The organism is Planktothrix pseudagardhii, assembly GCF_904830925.1.
Taxonomy (GTDB): Bacteria; Cyanobacteriota; Cyanobacteriia; order Cyanobacteriales; family Microcoleaceae; genus Planktothrix; species Planktothrix tepida.
The window spans coordinates 2895549-2914324 of the sequence record NZ_LR882967.1 but is presented as its reverse complement, the minus strand read 5'-3'; the positions used below and the strand labels follow the sequence as shown (position 1 = coordinate 2914324).

14 protein-coding genes are annotated in these 18776 nt (G+C 38.6%); 9 read left to right on the top strand and 5 right to left on the bottom strand.

The window, feature by feature from the left end; translation table 11 throughout:
- Positions 1 to 18: 18 nt before the first annotated feature.
- The 3 genes from NMK36_RS12275 to NMK36_RS12265 are packed head-to-tail and all read left to right on the top strand — an operon-like array spanning position 19 to position 6938.
- Positions 19 to 2832, top strand: a complete 2814-nt coding sequence (locus NMK36_RS12275; RefSeq protein ID WP_254173836.1) for an ATP-binding protein — start codon at positions 19 to 21, stop codon at positions 2830 to 2832.
- Positions 2825 to 5560, top strand: coding sequence for an ATP-binding protein (locus NMK36_RS12270; protein ID WP_254173835.1), 2736 nt, complete (start codon positions 2825 to 2827; stop codon positions 5558 to 5560). Before NMK36_RS12275 ends, NMK36_RS12270 begins: the two co-directional genes overlap by 8 nt.
- Positions 5550 to 6938 carry a diguanylate cyclase domain-containing protein gene (locus NMK36_RS12265; protein ID WP_254173834.1) on the top strand — a complete coding sequence of 463 codons (1389 nt, stop codon included), beginning with the start codon at positions 5550 to 5552 and terminating at the stop codon, positions 6936 to 6938. The genes NMK36_RS12270 and NMK36_RS12265 overlap by 11 nt, the downstream gene beginning before the upstream one ends.
- Before the next feature lie 26 nt (positions 6939 to 6964).
- Here NMK36_RS12265 and NMK36_RS12260 read toward each other — a convergent pair whose 3' ends face one another.
- Complete coding sequence (locus NMK36_RS12260; RefSeq protein WP_254173833.1) at positions 6965 to 10261, bottom strand: tetratricopeptide repeat protein; 3297 nt, start codon at positions 10259 to 10261, stop codon at positions 6965 to 6967.
- A gap of 205 nt (positions 10262 to 10466) precedes the next feature.
- Here NMK36_RS12260 and rpiA point away from each other — a divergent pair, with 205 nt between their 5' ends.
- Complete coding sequence (rpiA, locus tag NMK36_RS12255; RefSeq protein ID WP_072721508.1) at positions 10467 to 11177, top strand: ribose-5-phosphate isomerase RpiA; 711 nt, start codon at positions 10467 to 10469, stop codon at positions 11175 to 11177.
- 112 nt (positions 11178 to 11289) lie between these two features.
- On the top strand, positions 11290 to 12471 hold the full coding sequence (locus tag NMK36_RS12250; RefSeq protein ID WP_254175182.1) for an aldo/keto reductase: 1182 nt from the start codon (positions 11290 to 11292) through the stop codon (positions 12469 to 12471).
- Between the two features lie 87 nt (positions 12472 to 12558).
- Here NMK36_RS12250 and NMK36_RS12245 read toward each other — a convergent pair whose 3' ends face one another.
- The 3 genes from NMK36_RS12245 to NMK36_RS12235 all read right to left on the bottom strand — a co-directional run bounded on the left by NMK36_RS12245 (position 12559) and on the right by NMK36_RS12235 (position 15177).
- Positions 12559 to 12777: a hypothetical protein gene (locus NMK36_RS12245; protein ID WP_072721511.1), complete on the bottom strand. Its 219-nt coding sequence runs from the start codon at positions 12775 to 12777 to the stop codon at positions 12559 to 12561.
- 257 nt (positions 12778 to 13034) lie between these two features.
- On the bottom strand, positions 13035 to 13790 hold the full coding sequence (locus NMK36_RS12240; RefSeq protein ID WP_072721513.1) for an amino acid ABC transporter ATP-binding protein: 756 nt from the start codon (positions 13788 to 13790) through the stop codon (positions 13035 to 13037).
- Positions 13762 to 15177 carry an ABC transporter substrate-binding protein/permease gene (locus tag NMK36_RS12235; protein WP_186440447.1) on the bottom strand — a complete coding sequence of 472 codons (1416 nt, stop codon included), beginning with the start codon at positions 15175 to 15177 and terminating at the stop codon, positions 13762 to 13764. The genes NMK36_RS12240 and NMK36_RS12235 overlap by 29 nt, the downstream gene beginning before the upstream one ends.
- Positions 15178 to 15477: 300 nt before the next feature.
- On the opposite strand from NMK36_RS12235, the gene cysC reads away from it, so the two are divergent.
- From cysC to NMK36_RS12215, 4 genes are all read left to right on the top strand, one after another.
- A complete protein-coding gene (cysC, locus tag NMK36_RS12230) occupies positions 15478 to 16089 on the top strand; it encodes an adenylyl-sulfate kinase (protein WP_072721515.1) in 612 nt (203 codons plus the stop codon).
- Between the two features lie 58 nt (positions 16090 to 16147).
- Positions 16148 to 16951 carry a DsbA family protein gene (locus NMK36_RS12225; protein ID WP_254173832.1) on the top strand — a complete coding sequence of 268 codons (804 nt, stop codon included), beginning with the start codon at positions 16148 to 16150 and terminating at the stop codon, positions 16949 to 16951.
- 30 nt (positions 16952 to 16981) lie between these two features.
- On the top strand, positions 16982 to 17641 hold the full coding sequence (locus NMK36_RS12220; protein ID WP_072721516.1) for a lysophospholipid acyltransferase family protein: 660 nt from the start codon (positions 16982 to 16984) through the stop codon (positions 17639 to 17641).
- Positions 17642 to 17706: 65 nt separating this feature from the next.
- On the top strand, positions 17707 to 18018 hold the full coding sequence (locus NMK36_RS12215) for a DUF2288 domain-containing protein (RefSeq protein ID WP_072721518.1): 312 nt from the start codon (positions 17707 to 17709) through the stop codon (positions 18016 to 18018).
- 6 nt (positions 18019 to 18024) lie between these two features.
- Here NMK36_RS12215 and NMK36_RS12210 read toward each other — a convergent pair whose 3' ends face one another.
- The gene (locus NMK36_RS12210; protein WP_254173831.1) at positions 18025 to 18726 is read right to left on the bottom strand and encodes a phosphorylase family protein; all 702 of its coding nucleotides are present in this window, start codon (positions 18724 to 18726) and stop codon (positions 18025 to 18027) included.
- Positions 18727 to 18776 lie beyond the last annotated feature (50 nt).

Below are 18776 nucleotides of genomic sequence, written 5' to 3'. Positions count from 1 at the left end.
CTAAGCCTTTAATAAACCATGATTAACCCTGACCCCAAAACAGCTAAAAAAAACCGACAAATTTCCCTGAGATTAGTGTTAATTGTCCCCTTTGTGTTGCAAATTGTCGGTGCTGTGGGATTAGTGGGTTATTTGTCTTATCAGAGTGGACAACAAGCGGTAGAAAACTTAGCCAATCAGGTGATGAATCAGGTAACAAAACGAATACATGATCACCTGAATACCTCCCTGCAAATTCAACAGCAAATAGTCGCTCTAAATTATGATATTTTTCAACAGGGTAGCCTTAATATCAAAGATTTTGAGCAACTACGTCAGCATCTTTGGCAACAGATCAAACTCTCTCCTTCCCTTTCATCTAATGGCTTCGCTAATGAACAGGGAGAACAGATAAACTACTATCGCCTTCTCAGTCGGGAATTACTTGCACAAGCCAATCAGCTTTCTGGAGAAAATCTCAAACAAGGTGCATTCATCTTAAACCAAGTCAACCTTCCAGATGTCACAAAACGGAAATATTATCTCGTTGATCATCAAGGTAGAGGTAGGAAATTGAGCTATGTGAAACCCGTTAATGTACTGCAAACCGATTGGTATCTGGCGGCAATTGCAGCTAAAAAACAAACTTGGTCGCCGATTATTGTTTACAAAGTGCCAAAAACATTAGGGATTAATGCGATATTTCCTGTTTATGATAATGGGAAAAAACTTCAAGGTGTTTTTAATAGTGGCATTATATTAGATGGAATCGGAACCTTTTTAAATAATCTCAAATTCTCGACTTCAGGACAAACATTTATTATTGATCGTCAGGGCGATCTTGTCGCTACATCAACGTTAGAAACTCCCTATTTGAAAGATGCCACGGGAAAGTTAATCCGCTTAAGTGCTACCCAGAGTCAGAACCCTTGGACAAGGATAATCACCCATCAACTGCAACAACAATATGGCGATCTTAACCAAATTAAAACTGATTTTAACTTCCAAGTTCCCTTGAAGGGGAAAACGCTGTTTGTTCACATTAAGCCTTATCAAGATCAATATGGTTTAGATTGGTTGTTAGTCGTAGCTCTCCCAGACTCTGACTTTATGGCAGAAATTCAGGCTAATGCCAAATTAACAGTTTTACTCTCTCTTATTACCTTACTCCTGACTACAGCTATTGGTATTCTCACCGCTCGATGGATTACTCATCCAATTCTCCGTTTAAATCGAGCAAGTCAGGCAATCGCAAAGGGTGAATGGCAATATTTAACCCCAGAAAAAAATAACGGGATTCAGGATATCAAACTTCAAGGTATTACTGAAGTAACAAGTCTTACCGATTCATTTAATAGTATGGCGATTCAGTTAAAAACTGCTTTTGAAACCTTAGAAAATCGGGTATATGAACGCACCGCAGAATTAGAAATTGCTAAGGAAAAAGCCGAAGTTGCCAATCAAGCCAAAAGTACCTTTATTGCCAATATGAGCCATGAATTGCGATCGCCTTTGAATGCTATTCTAGGTTTTTCCCAATTGATCTTAAGAAAGTCGGCAGTTAGTCCAGAAGAATATGAGAATGCAGACATTATCTATCGCAGTGGAGAATATTTACTAACCCTGATTAATAATATTCTGGATTTATCAAAAATAGAAGCCGGAAAAACCACCTTGAATCCTCGATATTTTGATCTGTATTACCTCCTAGATGATTTAGAAAATATGTTGCATCTACGCGCTGTATCTGCGGGTTTAACACTGATATTTATTCGAGATGAAAATGTTCCTCATTATATCTATACCGATGAAGTTAAACTGCGTCAGGTGATCATCAATTTACTTAGTAATGCCATTAAATTTACCTTAGATGGTCAAATTACACTCTCTGTCTTTCAGGGAGATCAAGAAACAATCGATATTTTTAATCTTCATTTTTCTATTTGTGATACGGGAGTCGGAATAGCACCCGAAGAATTACCCAAGCTGTTTGATGCTTTTTCTCAAGCTCAAGCGGGAAAGAAATGCAATGAAGGAACGGGTTTAGGGTTAGCCATTAGTCGCAAATTTATCTCATTAATGGGAGGAGATATTTCTGTAGAAAGTGAATTAGGAAAAGGCACAACCTTTCAATTTTATATTCAAGCTAAATTAGGTCAAGAAATTGTGAGTAAAACTCCAGAAAAACACCCTCAAGTTCTGGCTTTAGCTCCCGGTCAACCCACCTATAAAATTCTGACGGTTGATGATAAAGAAATTAATCGTCAATTACTAATTAAATTACTTTCACCTTTAGGATTTGAGGTAAAAGAAGCGAGTAATGGAATTGAAGCGATCGCAATATGGGAAGAATGGGAACCCCATTTAATTTGGATGGATATGCGAATGCCTGTGATGGATGGTTATGAAGCCACTCAATATATTAAATCCACAACTAAAGGCAATGGGACTGCCATTATTGCGTTAACAGCCAGTGTTTTAGAAGAAGAAAAAGCGATTACTCTCTCAGCCGGATGTGATGATTTTCTCCGTAAACCCTTTACAGAATATACCATTTTTGAGGCTTTAGGGAAACATTTAGGAGTGGAGTATATTTATGCAGAAACACAAACTCTTTTAAGGAGTAGTCCCAAACTAAAGTTAACTTCAGAGGATTTAAAAATTATGTCCCCTGAATGGATTAATCAACTCTATGAAGCTGCATTAGAAGCAAACTCTACCCAAGTTTTGGAATTAATTGAAGAAATTCCGGCTACCGAGATTGATCTCACCCAATTTCTAACAAAGGTTGTGCGTAAATTTCAATTTGAGCAGATAATTGAATTAACCGAGCCTTTAATAAACCATGATTAACCTTCGCTCGAAGACCGTCAAAAAAAACAGACAAATTCCCCTGAGATTTGTGTTAATTTTCCCCTTTGTGTTGCAAATTGTGGGCGCAGTGGGTTTAGTCGGCTATCTTTCTTACCGCAGTGGACAGCACGCTGTTGAGAACCTGGCTGATAAATTAATGACAGAGACGAGTAATCGTATTGAGCAATATCTTAATAGTTACATGGGAAAAGCTCAAGAAATCAACCAAATGAATGTGGAGGCTTTTGAGTCAGGAATCTTAAACTTGAATGATTTTAAGGCTATGGGTAAATATTTCTGTCGTCAGCAGCAATTATTTGGTTTTACCTATATTAACTTTGGTAGTAAGGAAGGAGGATATATTGGTGCAGGTTATGGAGATCCGGCAGGTAATGTGTTAGAAATTTCAGAAACTCTCCCATCTGAACCCAATAAGTATCGATATTACTTGGTTGACAAGCAAGCGAATCGACTAAAATTAATTAATACAGTTGCGATTTCTCAAATTGATAGTCTCTGGTACTTGGATGCGGTGAAAGCGGGCAAACCAATCTGGACTTCGATTTATTCTTGGACAGTTGCGTCGAATGTTCTCAGTATCTCAGCAAGCACTCCCGTTTATAGCTCCCAAAATAATTTGCTTGGGGTATTTGGTATTGATCTCGATCTCCTTCAGATTAGTCAGTTTCTCAAAAAACTTAATAAAACAAGTTCTGGTCATATTTTTATCATGGAGCGTTCAGGATTGATTGTGGCGAGTTCAGAAGATGAATCTCCTATCTTGGTCGTGAATAACAAAGGGCAACGTTTGGCAGCTATCAATAGTCGTGAAACAGTCATTCGTGATTTGACTGGGGAGTTAATCAAAGGATTTGGTAGTTTAAATGCCATCAATAAACCGCAATCACTCCGCCCTAATTTAGCTCACAATCCTTTTGTTCGTGTCATCCCCTACCGAGATCAATATGGTTTGGATTGGGTGGTCGTGATAGTCATCCCAGAATCTGAATTTCTAGGAGAAATTCAAGCTAATACCCAGACCACTATTTTACTTTGTTTCTTAACTTTAATTCTCGCTACAGTATTAGGAATTATTACATCAAATTTGATTGCTAAACCGATTAAGCGATTGAGTCAAGCAAGTAGAGCGATCGCTAATGGTGAATTGAGTCAGGTTGTTGAGATCGAGGGAGTTTCCGAGATCGAGACTCTAGCCGATTCCTTTAATGACATGGCTTTTCAGTTACAAACCTCTTTTGAAACCTTAGAACATCGCGTAGAAGAACGCACCGCAGAATTAGTGATTGCTAAAGAAAAAGCCGAAGTTGCTAATCAAGCTAAAAGTACGTTTATTGCTAATATGAGTCACGAATTGCGATCGCCCTTGAATGCGATTTTAGGCTTTTCTCAATTAATGATTAGAAGTCCTAATCTTCCCTCTGAACAATATGAAAACGCCGGAATTATCTATCGGAGTGGTGAATATCTATTAACTCTGATTAATAATGTTTTAGATTTGTCTAAAATCGAAGCGGGAAAAACCAGCCTAAATCTGAATCATTTTGATTTGTATCAGTTATTAGATGATTTAGAAGATATGCTAGATTTACGAGCGATTAATGCCGGATTAAAGTTAATCTTTCAACGCAGTGAAACCCTTCCTCGCTATATCTGTACTGATGCCGTTAAATTGCGTCAGGTGTTAATTAATTTACTCAGCAATGCAATTAAATTTACGTCTCAAGGGGGTATTAGTTTAACCGTTTTTGAGGATAAAGAAGACTCAACGGACGTGATTACCTTAACTTTTAAAATCCGCGATACGGGAGTGGGAATTTCCCAGGCGGAATTACCGAAACTCTTTGAAGCCTTCACCCAAGCCCAAGCCGGAAAAGAAAAGCAAGAAGGGACGGGTTTAGGATTAACTATTAGTCGTAAATTTGTGCAATTAATGGGGGGAGATATTTCTGTAGAAAGTGAATTAGGAAAAGGCACAACCTTTAGATTTACAATCCAGGCAAAACTGGGTCAATATATTAAGAATGAACCGACAGAAACCCGACAAAAAGTATTAGGATTAATACCGGGTCAGCCGACCTATAAAATTCTGACCGTTGATGATAAAGAAATTAATTGTAAATTATTAATTAAACTTTTAGAACCCTTGGGATTTGAGTTAAAAGAAGCTAGAAATGGGCTAGAAGCGATCGCAATTTGGAATGAGTGGGAACCCCATTTAATCTTCATGGATATGCGAATGCCTGTGATGGATGGTTATGAAGCGACTAAATATATTAAATCCACAACAAAAGGTAATGCTACAGCGATTATTGCTGTAACTGCGAGTGTATTAGAAGAAGAAAAAGCCATTGTCCTCTCAGCCGGATGTGATAATTTTATTCGTAAACCCTTTACAGAACAAAGGATTTTTGAATCCTTGACTAAACATTTAGGAGTTCAGTATATTTATGAGGAAACACAAGCCATTTTAAATAATAAGTTAAACGTTAAATTGACTACTGATGATTTAAACATCATGTCTCAAGATTGGATTGATAAATTGTATAAATCAGCACTTGAAGCTGATGGCCAAGTTGTGATGGAATTAATTACAGAAATTCCCAACACCCAGATTTTTCTGATACAATCCTTAACACAACTTGTGCGGAAATTTCAATTCGAGCAAATAGTTGAATTAATTGAACCCCTGATTAATCATGAATCCTGAGCTTTCACCCCCAATGAAAGGAAATATCCTCCTCGTCGATGATCTTCCAGAAAATTTACAGCTATTAAGCGATTTACTAATTCAACTTGGCTATACTGTCCGCAGTGTCACCAGTGGGCGAATGGCTCTTAAAACGGTGAGATTCAAACAACCCGATGTGATTTTTTTAGATGTTAAAATGCCAGAAATGGATGGTTATCAAGTTTGTGAAGCCTTAAAAGCTGATGAAAATTTATGCCATATTCCCGTCATTTTTATTAGTGCCTTAAATGATGTTTTTGATAAAGTAAAAGCCTTTCAAGCGGGTGGAGTAGACTATATTACCAAACCCTTTCAGGTGGAAGAAGTCGTAGCTCGTTTAGAAAGTCAGTTAACCATTCAACGACAAAAACAACTTTTGGAAGCCGAAATTATTAAGCGTCAGGAAGCTGAGGAGATTCTCTATCAATCCAGAGCACTTTTATCGAGTATATTAAATAGTTCCCTAGATGGAATTGCCGCATTGCAAGCGGTACGGGAACCAGAAACAGGAATGATTAAAGATTTTCGTTGCTTAGTTGTTAACCCGGTCTTGGCTAAAGTCTTTGAACGCACTCGTGATGAAATGATGGGTAAAATAATTCTCAAAAAACTTCTTAACCGCATTCAACCGGAACTATTTTATCGGTTTGTGAGAATTGTCGAGACAGGTGAATCTTTAGAACAAGATATTTATTATCCCTTTGGAGAATCTTACTGGTATCACTTTGTTGCTGTTAAATTAGGAGATGGTTTTTCGATTACTATCCGTGATATTACTAGCCGAAAAAAAGCGGAACTCGCCCTTCAAGAAGCCAATCAAAAATTATATCAACTGGCCAATCTGGATAGTTTAACTCAAGTGGCTAACCGTCGCTGTTTTGATGCTTGTTTGCAAAAAGAATGGGAGGCTTTGGAAAAACAACAACGGCCATTAACCTTAATTATGTTTGATCTCGATAGCTTTAAAGCTTATAACGACCATTACGGTCATCTAGCTGGGGATGATTGTCTATTCAAAATTGCACAAGCAGTTTATCAATATACTCGTCACCTCGATTTGCGGCGTTCCATTGACCTTGTAGCCCGTTACGGAGGTGAGGAATTTGTCATCCTCCTCTCCAATGCAAATGTACAAGTTGGCATCAATGTAGCAAAACGGATTCAGCGTATGATTTTCCATTTAGCCATTCCTCATCAACGGTCGGGCGTGAAAGAATTTGTCACCGTGAGTTTAGGAATTGCATCCCTAATTCCCAACGCAACAATTCAACCGGATTACTTAATTCAACTCGCAGATGAAGCGTTGTACAATGCTAAACAACAAGGGCGTGATTGCTATTGTATAGCCCTCAATTAGTCATGAGTAATAAGTTTCTACTATAATCAAGAATGGCGATACAATGTCTCAAAAATGAGATACATTTCCTGAGCTAATTTTTTAGGATTCCATAAGGGGGCTAAAGATTCAGGGCTTTGAGATTGAATTAAGTGGGATTGAATTTGATGGCGTAAATTTTTATCTAACCCTAATCGGATGCCTAATTCTGTATATTCTTCCCAACTCCAAGCAATTCCAAAATCCAAATTAACCGCTTTTAAAAACGAATAACCCATGCGAGAAAGATACTGTTCACCCGCACGAGTCACGACGGGTAAATTGGCAGATAAGGCTTCTAAATTATGGGTTCCACCATTATAAGGATAGGAATCTAATAAGGCATCCGCCACATAATAAATTGCTCGATGTTCTTCTTCAGTTTTCGTTAACCCAATAAAAATTAAACGACTTTTATCAACATTGTATTCCTCACAAACTTGATGATACAGTTCTCGAATTAAGTTATTATCCCCTTGACCTTTACGAAGGAGTACACTCTGAGGAACATTCTTGAGAATTTTTACTTGAGCTTCAATCATTTCTTGATTAATTTTTCGTCCCGGTGCTACACATAAATACACCATTTGCTCAGATTGAATATTTAAACTATTTCTAACAGCCTCTCGATCTACGGGACGACTTTTAAAGGGTTCTAAAGCAACGGAAGTATGAGGTAAACGGATTAACTGTTCTAGGTAATGTTTTTCAATACCTTGGGGATGGGTATATTGATCACAGAAAAAATAGTTATCTGGGGAAATATACGGTGCATCAAATCCTAACCAAGATACACAAACTGGGGCGGGTCGGCGATATAAAATTTGCACGTTAGTCGGAACTGTCATTGAATCCAAATCGACTAAAATATCTAACTGATCTTTGAGGATTTCTGCGGATATTTCTTCGGCTGAGGCAAATCCATTTGGATAAGCTTTTGGCCAATAACATTGGGTGGCGATTTGTTCAAATCGTTGGGTAACTTCATCTATCGGTAACTGTCCGGTCACATAAAGATAAATATTGGGAGAAATCAAAGACAATTCTCGAATCAAGGCTTCACTACACCATCCTACAGAATGGCGGCGGAAGTGTTTAGAAATAAATCCGATTTTTAGAGATTTAGAGATGGTTTTGGAAGGGACAAAAGCATATTGAGGGGATGAAACATCACGGAAGCGATATTTATAATATTGTTGGGCAATTAATCGATAAAATTGGGCATTTTTTTCGACAGAATCTCGCAAGTGAGATAGGGTAAACAGCAAAATCTCATACAGAATAATTGCTTCTGAAATGTTGATTTTATCAGGAGCTTGATAACAAATTTTTTCTAATTCTAAGAGTTTATCTAAAGCTTGTTGACAAGCTCCCGACTGGCTATAAGCAAAAATATAGGCAATTGCCGATAAAATCGGAACTTGATCTCCACATCTTTGACAATATAAATCTGACATTTCACGCGCTTTCGCTAAATTCGTGGAATGACTGAGTAAATCACATAACTGTTGATAAGCTTCTGTAAAATCGGGTTTAAGTTCAATTGCTTTTTCTAAATTAATAATGGCTTCTGCGGGTTGATCATGTTTGCGAATATGAGCTAATCTACAATGAATTTCAGCCCAATTGGGTTGAATCGCTAAGGCTTGTTCAAAGTTTTGAATTGCAGCTTCTACACGACCGATCCGAGCATAAAGATTCGCCAGATTTGCATAACTATCCATTGAATCAGGTTTGAGTTTAATCGCTTGTTGATAGTGATAGATTGCCTTTTCTGCTTCCTGTGTATTAGAGAAAATATGACCCAAATAAAGATGGGGTTGGGGCAAATCGGGGTTCAATTCAATGGATTTGTAATATAATTGGATGGCTTCTTTTTCTTGCCCTTGTTGCGATCGCACGCTTGCCATATTAGAATAAATTTCAGCCCAATTAGGTTTTAAAGCAATCGCCCGTTGATAGCTTTGAATTGCCTCCTCCCATAATCCTCGACGGGCTAAACTATTCCCAAATTCAAAGTTAAATTCCGCTTCGACTAAATTCGGTTGTAATTCTAAAGCCTTTTGCCAAGCACTAATTGATTCATCTACTCGACCAACTGTTTGAAAAACTTTCCCTAAATTCCAGTAAACCGCCGCTAAATTCGGATTAAGGTCTAAGGCTTTTTCATAACTCGCAATTGCTTGATCCCAACGTTGCATTTTAAACAACATGGTTCCAATATTAGCGTGAATTTCGGGAAAATTAGGTTGCAGTTCTAAAGCTAAAGAATAAGCGCGCAAGGCAGCTTCAATTTTTCCTTGAAAGTGTAAGGTATTTCCTAATGTTAAATAGGCTGGTAAATAGTCAGGTTGAAGTTTTAAAGCTCGATGACAAAGGGCGAGTGCTTGATCAAACAAGCCTTGATTTATCAAGATTTCAGCTTGATTTTTATACTGTTCTGCTTCGGGATTTCCCCTGACTTTTTCCAGGGAATTTTCTACCAAAAACTGTTCACTTCCCGACGTAATTAAACTCGCTTTAATATTCGACTCGGATTGATATTTTAGTTGTGTTTCTAGTCCAGAACTTGCTAATTCTACTCCCCCTTCATAAAACCCCGGACTATTCTCCTGAACGTCTTTTTCTTCCTGAAACTTAAACTGAAGCAGTCGATCAAGTTCCTGATGAGCAAAGGCTTGTTGGGGATTAATTTCAATGGCTTTTTTATAACAATCAATAGCAAGATTAACTTGATCAATTTTTAGCAAAATTTCAGCTAATCTTAAATAGTATAATTCTTGCTGCGGTTGAAAAAGGATTGCTTTTTGGTAATAATCAATAGCCTGATTAATCTTCTGCTGTTTACTGAGTAAGTTCCCCAACATCCAATAAATCAACCCATGATTCGGATTAATGTGTAGAGCTTTTTGATAACTTAAAAACGCCTCTTCAAACCGTTCTTGCTGAAAATAAATACTTCCTAAATTAGCATAAGCTTCCATAAAATCCGGTTGAATTTCTAAAGCTTGGGTATAGGCCCAAATTGCTAAATCAAAACGAGATTGAGTGTAAAGGGCATTTCCAACCCCTAAATAAGCCGAAGAGAACTGAGGTTGTAAATTGAGAGCTTGATGGAGAGCTTCAATTCCATCTTCTTCCTTTCCGATTAAAATATAAGTTTCCGCCAGTCTTTTATAAATTTCTGCCTCTTGAGAATTCAGTTCTAAAGCTTGCTTAAATTTATGAATAGCAGCGTCTAAATTTCCCAATTCTTTAAGCTGAATTCCTTGTTTTAATAAGACAGAAACGGCATCTAAACTCACAAGTAACTCTCCAATCAATATTCAACACCTCTTGATAGGATTTAAGTCGGGTATACCCTCGACTTAGCTCAAGATCCAAATGGTGACTCATCCCACGTTCTTGATTATATTCCCTAATTGACCCAAACTCGGTAGACTGATCACGGGGAGTAAAATCTGCAATTGCTCCTTGTCCAAAACAGCCCTTTATTGAGGATAAATTAGAATGAGTGAACAAGATCCCGTAACATTGATGAAACAGTACGTTGGGAAAGCAGCAGCCGATCGAGTAAAATCGGGAACCATCGTCGGACTCGGAACAGGTTCGACAACAGCCTATGCCATTCAGTATATTGGAGAACGCCTCAAAAGTGGAGAACTCAAAGATATTAAAGGCATTCCTACCTCCTTTCAAGCAACAGTATTAGCCAAAGAATATGGCATTCCGTTAACAACATTAGATGAAGTTGATCGGATCGATGTTGCCATTGATGGGGCCGATGAAGTTGATCCCCACAAAAATTTAATTAAAGGCGGAGGTGCCGCCCATACCCGTGAGAAAATTGTCGATAGTTTGGCGGAAGTTTTTATTGTGGTGGTCGATAGTTCTAAATTAGTTGATCAACTCGGCTCAACGTTTTTATTACCTGTTGAAGTGATGCCATTAGCGATGACTCCGGTGATGAAAACCCTGGAAAAATTAGGAGGAAAACCCACCTTGAGAATGGGGGTCAAAAAAGCAGGGCCAGTGGTCACCGATCAAGGAAATTTAGTTATCGATGTCAAATTTGATGCCATTGAAAATCCCGCCGAATTAGAAAAAGAAATTAACAATATTCCTGGGGTGTTAGAAAATGGTTTATTTGTGGGAGTTGCGGATGTAATTCTGGTGGGTGAAGTCATCAACGGAGAAGCTAAAGTTCGAGAAATCTCCTAATCTTAAATTATAGCATAAACCCTGGTTTTCTGGTTCTACCAGGGGATGTGCTACAAAGCAAGTGGAGCCTGAAAAAACCGGTTTTTGAACTTTTAATCTTGACGTTTTTATGATGTATTACCGACGATTTGGACGAACAGAATTACCAATGCCTGTGTTTTCCTGTGGGGGAATGAGATATCAACATCAATGGCAAGATGCTCCCTTTGATCAAATTCCTGAAGCCAATCAAAAACAACTGGAAGCTTGTATTTATCGTTCCTTAGAATTGGGGATTAATCATATTGAAACGGCGAGGGGTTATGGCACGTCAGAAATGCAGTTAGGGAAAATTTTACCTAAACTTCCCAGAGAACGATTAATTATACAAACGAAAGTTTGTCCTAACCCTGATCCTTTAAAATTTAAACAAGATTTTGAGCAATCTTTAGCTTATTTACAATTAGATCATGTTGATTTACTCGGAATTCATGGAATTAATACCTGTGAAATTTTAGAAGATACGATTAAACCGGGTGGGTGTTTAGCCGTTGCTAAAGAATTACAAACCCAGGGAAAAGTTAGGTTTATTGGCTTTTCAACTCATGGCCCGACAGACGCTATTATTCAAGCCATTGAAACGAATGAATTTGATTATGTAAATTTACATTGGTATTATATTAATCAAAATAATTGGCCGGCTATTGAAGCCGCAACTCGCCACGATATGGGGGTTTTTATTATTAGTCCGTCCGATAAAGGCGGTCAACTTTATAACCCCCCGGAAAAGTTAGTGCAGTTATGTAGTCCCCTCAGTCCAATGGTATTTAATAATTTATTTTGTTTAAGTCATCCTCAAGTTCATACCTTAAGTATTGGTGCTTCTAAACCAACGGATTTTGATGAACATTTAAAAACCCTTCCCCTTTTAGATCGCTGGGATGAAATTTTACCTTCTATTGTGCAACGTTTAGAACAGGAATTAATTAATTGTTTTGGGGAAGCCTGGGCGAAAACTTGGCATATTGGTTTACCTCGTCAGGAACAAACCCCGAATAATATTAATATTCCAGTGATTTTGTGGTTAAGAAATTTAGCGATCACCTATGATATGATTGACTATGCTAAAATGCGCTATAATTTATTAGGAAATGGCGGTCATTGGTTCCCCGGAAAAACGGCTGAAGGGGTTGAACAGTTAGATTTAAGTCACTGTTTAGTTAACAGTCCCCACGCGGATCAAATCCCTGATCTGTTAGCCGAAACTCATCAATTATTAAAAGCAGAAACGGTTTTACGGTTATCTAAAAGTTAATATTTCATCTTTCAATATTTGTTACCCATCCCTATTCTGTAGAGACGCGCCATGGCGCGTCTCTACATTGGGTTAAGATCAAACGGTCTAATACGCTAAAGTTTCTAAAGTTTCGCGTAAGTACAAACTCACTAATTGATCTAAATTTGTTGTTGGTTCAATTAGGTTTAAATTACGTTCCAATTCCCAGCGTTGAAAACCCGAACTAGATGCGATCGCTGTTTTCAGATTTTGCCAGATTTGAGAATCTTCACCCCACTGATTTGAAGCGAAAGCGGTATTATCTTGAAGGGTTGAATTTGCCATCGTTCTGTACCTCATTAACAGCAGTATCTAGTTTAGAGAAAAATTCTGTTATCCGTGATACAGATTATCATTCAAACTGAGATGATTCAGTTTCATGAGGAATCAGAATTCACCGACAACAGAAACCCATGTAACATTAGTTAATATTACACACATTTTGCCAATTTGGGTCAACAAATGTTGATATAGTGCTAAACGCTAGGGAACAGGGAACAGGGAACAGGGAATAGTAAGCATTTTTCTCTTCCTGGTTCCGTTTAAAGCATTTTTTCTAAGAATTGCTTCGCCCGTTCACAGCCAGGATTTTTAAAGAATTGTTCTGGGGGAGAATCTTCTGCGAGTAACCCACCATCGAGGAATAAAATCCGGTTAGAAACTTCTTTTGCAAATGCCATTTCATGAGTAACAATTGCCATTGTAATTCCCGTTTCAGCTAATCCTTTCATAACATCTAAAACCTCTTTCACCATTTCAGGATCAAGGGCGGAGGTGGGTTCATCCATTAATAAAATATCCGGTTCCATCGCCATAGTCCGGGCGATCGCAACTCGTTGTTTTTGTCCCCCTGAAAGTCGAGAGGGATAAACATCGGTTTTATCAGACATTCCGACTTTTTGTAATAACTCGATCCCCAATTGTTTCGCCACAGGTTCAGACAGTTTCTTAACTTTCATAGGTGCATAAGTGACATTTTGCAAGACTGTTAAATGGGGAAATAAATTAAAGTGTTGAAAGACCATCCCTACACGCTGACGAACTTTTAAAATTTCAGCTTTAGGGTCGGTAATTTCTATCCCATCAATAAAAATATGCCCTGATGTCGGTGTTTCCAGAAGATTTAAACAGCGTAAAAAGGTAGATTTTCCGCAACCCGACGGCCCAATAATAGAAACTACTTGCCCTTTTTGAATTTCCGTTGAAATCCCTCTTAATACTTTTAAATCTCCAAAAGATTTATACAAACGATCAATTTTAACCGCCGTATTAACTGCTGCGTTTGAGTTGGTATTCAAGTTTATTCGCTCCCCAGGTTAAGGTAATAATCATCAGATAATAAATCACCGCCACGAAAATTAAAGGTTCAAAGTAAATATACTTTTCAGCCCCAACAATTTGAGCGCGACGTAACAGATCTTCAACGCCAATGACTGAAACTAACGTTGAATCTTTTAACAGGTTGATACTTTCATTGACCAAAGCCGGAAGAATGTTTTTTAAGGCTTGAGGTAAAATAATATCTAACATCATGAGTTGATAGTTTACCCCCAAGGCTTCACAAGCTTCTTTTTGTCCTTTATCAACGGCTTGAATTCCCGCCCGAATGGTTTCGGAAATATAGGCCCCTGAGTTCAGAGAAAAGGTTAATATCCCCGCTTGAAAAGCCGTAATATCATATCCGGTAAGTTGGGGAGTGGCAAAATAAATTAATGTTAATTGTACAAGCAGGGGTGTCCCTCGAAAAATAGAGGTATAACCTTGGGAAAAAATATTCAAGGGTTTAATTGTTGAAATCTTAAATAAAGCCAGAATTGTTCCCCAAATAAATCCAAAAAAAGCAGAGACTAAACTAAATTGTAACGTAATAAAAATCCCCGCTAAAATATAAGGGATATTGGGAGCAATTTTATTAAAATCTAGTTTTAATCCCTTCCCATGAGGAACTTCAGGGGCTTGGGTCACGACCGGGCGATCAAACCATTTCTTTGCCAGTTGCTCAATTTTACCACTGGCTTTCATCTGTTGAATCACTTCGTTAAAAGGTTGAACTAAGGGCGATCCTTTGGGAAAAGCGATCGCTGATCCAGCTTCTTCTGTATTCGGAACTTCGTTATAAACTAACCCTGGATTTGCGGCAATATACCCTTTAACAATTGTATTTTCTAAAACTCCAGCATCCAGGCGTTTTGAGTTTAATTCCTGGATAATATCACTGGTTTTATTTAAGGGAACTGCAATCACCCCTTGCCAATTTTTAACCGCTTCCTGTTGAATTGAACCGAGTTGTACCCCGACTTTTTTGCCTTTTAATTGATCGGGATTTTTATAATTTTTATCTTGCAAACTAACAATAGTATTTTTAGCTTCAAAATAGATATCGGAAAATTCTACATTTTTTTTGCGATCAGGAGTCGGTGTCATTCCCGCCATGACGAAATCCGCTCGTTTAGCGGTTAACGCTGGGATTAATCCATTAAAATCCATCCCCACAACGGTCAGATTATAGCCCAATTGCTTCGTAATATATTCCGCGATATCCACATCAAAGCCAACAATTTTTTCTCCACTGGTAGCCGTATCTTTAAACTCGTAGGGCGGATAATCTGGGGAGGTTGCCATGACTAAGGTTTTCGTTGTCCCAGAGGGATTTTCCTGGGCAAAAATCTGGGGAGACTGTCCCATAACAATGCCCCAGATTATTCCTACCATCAGAAACAAAAATAACAAAAATTTAAAGGGTTTTGTTGCAATCATGCTTTGGTTAAATCGATTAAAAACCGTTATTGTGATTAGATTTAATTTCAGCCTATTAACTGAGAAAATTCTGTAAAATTTGATCCTTTTTTTCATTTTATTACCTTTAATAGCAAATCTGGGCTCAACACAATACAAATTATTGTTAAAAAGTCAAGGAGAATTAAAAAGAAATCAAAGCAATCTTCAAAGATAAATTCGGGACGGAGATGAAGTTTGAGTTGACTGATGATCCAATCTTCACTTACCATAATAAATGAGAGATCTAGCTTAATCAGTACAACAGGAGAAAAATCGTTAATGCAGCATCGAGGTGTGACGGTATGGTTTACAGGTTTGAGTGGTGCCGGAAAAACAACCATTAGCCGAGCGGTCGCTGAGATCCTTCAACAGAAGCAATGTAAACTCGAAATATTAGATGGAGATATTGTTCGGGAAAACCTCACCAAAGGTTTAGGATTTAGTAAAGCAGATCGGGATGAAAATATCCGTCGTATCGGCTTTGTTGCCCATCTATTAACCCGAAATGGGGTGATTGTCCTGGTTTCAGCTATCTCTCCCTACCGAGAAATTCGGGAAGAAGTCCGCGAAAAAATCGGTGATTTTGTAGAAGTCTATGTTAATGCACCCTTAACGGTTTGTGAAGATCGAGATGTCAAAGGGTTGTATAAAAAAGCAAGAGCCGGGGAAATTAAAGGCTTTACAGGAATTGATGATCCTTACGAAGCCCCAACAAACCCAGAAATTGAATGTCATACCGATCAAGAAGATTTATCCGAAAGTATTGCTAAAGTTCTGCAAAAACTAGCCGAGTTAGGCTATATCTCCAATGAGGATTGACCGTTAACAATTGACGGTTGACTGTTAGGATAAAAAAGAATCGATTGGGTAACGGATTATGAACATCTCTGGGATGAAACAAGAAGTTTATCGGTGGTCACGGTTATGGATCAGTACGGTCTTGATGGTGGCGATCACCTTGACCAGTTGTTCACAACCCGCCCAGTCGGATCAAACGGTGAAGGTGAGCCCTGAACTGGAAAAACAAATCCTGCAAGTGATTCGATCGCATCCAGAAGTTATTTTAGAGTCCGTTCAAGCGTATCAACAACAACAGGACGGCCAACTGCAACAGGCGCGACAAGCGTTCCTCGACCAGATGAAAACGAATCCTAAAGCCATTATTGGAAGCTCTCCCACCACAGGTGCAGAGGCTAAAAATATTGTTCTGGTGGAGTTTTCCGACTTTCAATGTCCCTTCTGTGCCCGCGCTCACCAAACCATCCAACACTTCATGAAGGCTCACCAAGATCAGGTGACGCTGGTTTATAAGCATTTTCCCTTAACTCAGATTCATCCTCAAGCCTTAAACGCGGCGAAAGCATCCTGGGCGGCTCAACAACAAGGAAAATTCTGGGAATACCAAAATGCCTTGTTTACTCAGCAAGATCAATTAGGAGAACAATTGTATGTTGCGATCGCCAAACAGTTAAACCTGAATCTGGATCAATTCAACCGCGATCGCCAAAGCCCACAAGCCCAAGCCGCTCTTCAAAAAGATATCCAATTAGCAGAAAGTTTGGGAATTTCGGGAACCCCTTTCTTTATCATGAATGGTGAAACCTTCTCTGGCGCAGTGGAATTATCCGAAATGGAAAAAGTCTTAGCGACCGTCCAAGCATCCAAAGGTCAGAAAAACTAACCTTTCACCCCGAACTATTGAAACAAGCGCGTGAATCAAGAATTTGCATCTGTTGTGAGAAGCCGTGAACCCCTGTCCAGTTTGATTTTGTATCACTTGTTTAAGTGGTCAGTGGTCAGCCCGATGCTGCATCTCTATTTTCAAGGTCGGATTTATCATGCAGATCGGGTTCCCCTCGCGGGGCCATTAGTGGTGGTCAGTAACCATGCGAGTGATTTTGACCCTCCTCTACTTTCTAGCTGTATGGGGCGTCCCGTTTCCTATATGGCAAAAGAGGAATTATTTGAAGTTCCCGTTTTGAAACAGGCAATTTCCCTATATGGGGCTTATCCCGTTAAACGGGGTTCACCCGATCGCAGCGCCATTCGTGCAGCCTTACAACAGTTAGAGAAGGGTTGGGCTACAGGAGTCTTTTTACAGGGAACTCGCACCCTGGATGGTCGGATTACAGAGCCTAAATTAGGGGCGGCTTTAATTGCTGCTAAAGCGAAAGTGCCTTTATTGCCCGTGTGTTTATGGGGAACTCACGCGATTGTGAATAAAGGTTCCTATCTACCTCGACCTACCCCCGTAACCGTTCGGGTCGGCCATTTAATCCCACCTCCTGATTCTACGGATCGGGACGAATTATTAACCCTAACTCAGAACTGTGCTGATGAAATTAATGCACTGCATGATTTAGGACGTTAATCAGTTATCAAGTATCCGCATTATCAGTAATTCGTAATTCGTAATTCGTAATTTGTCAATTTTTTATGGAAACTGAATCTTTAAAAGACCAACTGACCGAAAATCTGGATGAAGCAGAATGGGATTGGTTAACTCCTCATGTGGAACGAGAAGTTGTGATTGTTGTAGAACCCCAACTCGATTTATTAGCAGTGGGAGAAGCAATCGCTTTAGATAATACGGCTTCGGTACAACATTGGATTAGTGAACAACTGATTTCTAAACCCTCTCCAGAGCGGATTTCTGAATGGAATGATCAGCCGAAAAAAAGATTTCAAGCGTTAATTGTGCAACCGTTTGTGTTAGTTCAAGAAATGAAGGCTGAGGGTGAAGGTTAAACTTTTTTAAACCCTGGTTAATGTCCCCAATTTTTGAGTCACTTGTTGTAAAATCTGAAGACTTTTTAACCCACTACGAATCAGTTGTAATGCCTGAATCGGATGTTGTACCATGACCTTCAGTAAGGGTAATTTTTTTAATTGTCCGTTGGTATCAATTACAGTCGTTAAGTCGGGTAAATTTTGATAGCAATCATCACTAACCACCCGCACCATTGCCACTTTAATTCCTACTTTTGTTAACAGTTCTAATATAATTGTGCCTTCCATATCCACGACTTCAGAAGAATACCGTTGACCTAATTTTTGTTTTTCAACGGCCGTCGTAATCACCTGTTCGCTGGTTAATCCACAAACTAAATGAGCAGGAATGAAGTGCTGGTGTAACGCCAAAGTTAAGTCAATATCACAACAATGTTGACTTGCACCTGGAGAAATTAAAGGTAAACAGTTTTTATAAATAACAATATCTCCGATGTGTAGATCGGGTGATAAACTTCCACACAATCCTAGAACTAAAACTTGTATTGAGGACTGACTTTTAACTGCGTCTGATGTCAGCCATTCTTGTAAATAAACCGTTAAAGATTGAGAGCCAATGGGAATCGGAATCACTTGCATAAACAACTGTTGAATCTTTTGTAATCCTCGCATAACTGCTTGATATTCTTGACCTTGAGGAACCAGAATAAAATTAAATGGCTGCATCCTTCACCGTGATGATTTTAGTCTCAACATTTGCTATATTAAAATAACAA

Coding starts and splice junctions, on each gene's coding strand:
- NMK36_RS12225 (WP_254173832.1), top strand. CDS start 16,148: ATGAACATCTCTGGGATGAAACAAGAAGTTTATCGGTGGTCACGGTTA.
- cysC (WP_072721515.1), top strand. CDS start 15,478: ATGATCCAATCTTCACTTACCATAATAAATGAGAGATCTAGCTTAATC.
- NMK36_RS12210 (WP_254173831.1), bottom strand. CDS start 18,726: ATGCAGCCATTTAATTTTATTCTGGTTCCTCAAGGTCAAGAATATCAA.
- NMK36_RS12270 (WP_254173835.1), top strand. CDS start 2,825: ATGATTAACCTTCGCTCGAAGACCGTCAAAAAAAACAGACAAATTCCC.
- NMK36_RS12250 (WP_254175182.1), top strand. CDS start 11,290: ATGTATTACCGACGATTTGGACGAACAGAATTACCAATGCCTGTGTTT.
- rpiA (WP_072721508.1), top strand. CDS start 10,467: ATGAGTGAACAAGATCCCGTAACATTGATGAAACAGTACGTTGGGAAA.
- NMK36_RS12245 (WP_072721511.1), bottom strand. CDS start 12,777: ATGGCAAATTCAACCCTTCAAGATAATACCGCTTTCGCTTCAAATCAG.
- NMK36_RS12265 (WP_254173834.1), top strand. CDS start 5,550: ATGAATCCTGAGCTTTCACCCCCAATGAAAGGAAATATCCTCCTCGTC.
- NMK36_RS12235 (WP_186440447.1), bottom strand. CDS start 15,177: ATGGGACAGTCTCCCCAGATTTTTGCCCAGGAAAATCCCTCTGGGACA.
- NMK36_RS12215 (WP_072721518.1), top strand. CDS start 17,707: ATGGAAACTGAATCTTTAAAAGACCAACTGACCGAAAATCTGGATGAA.
- NMK36_RS12275 (WP_254173836.1), top strand. CDS start 19: ATGATTAACCCTGACCCCAAAACAGCTAAAAAAAACCGACAAATTTCC.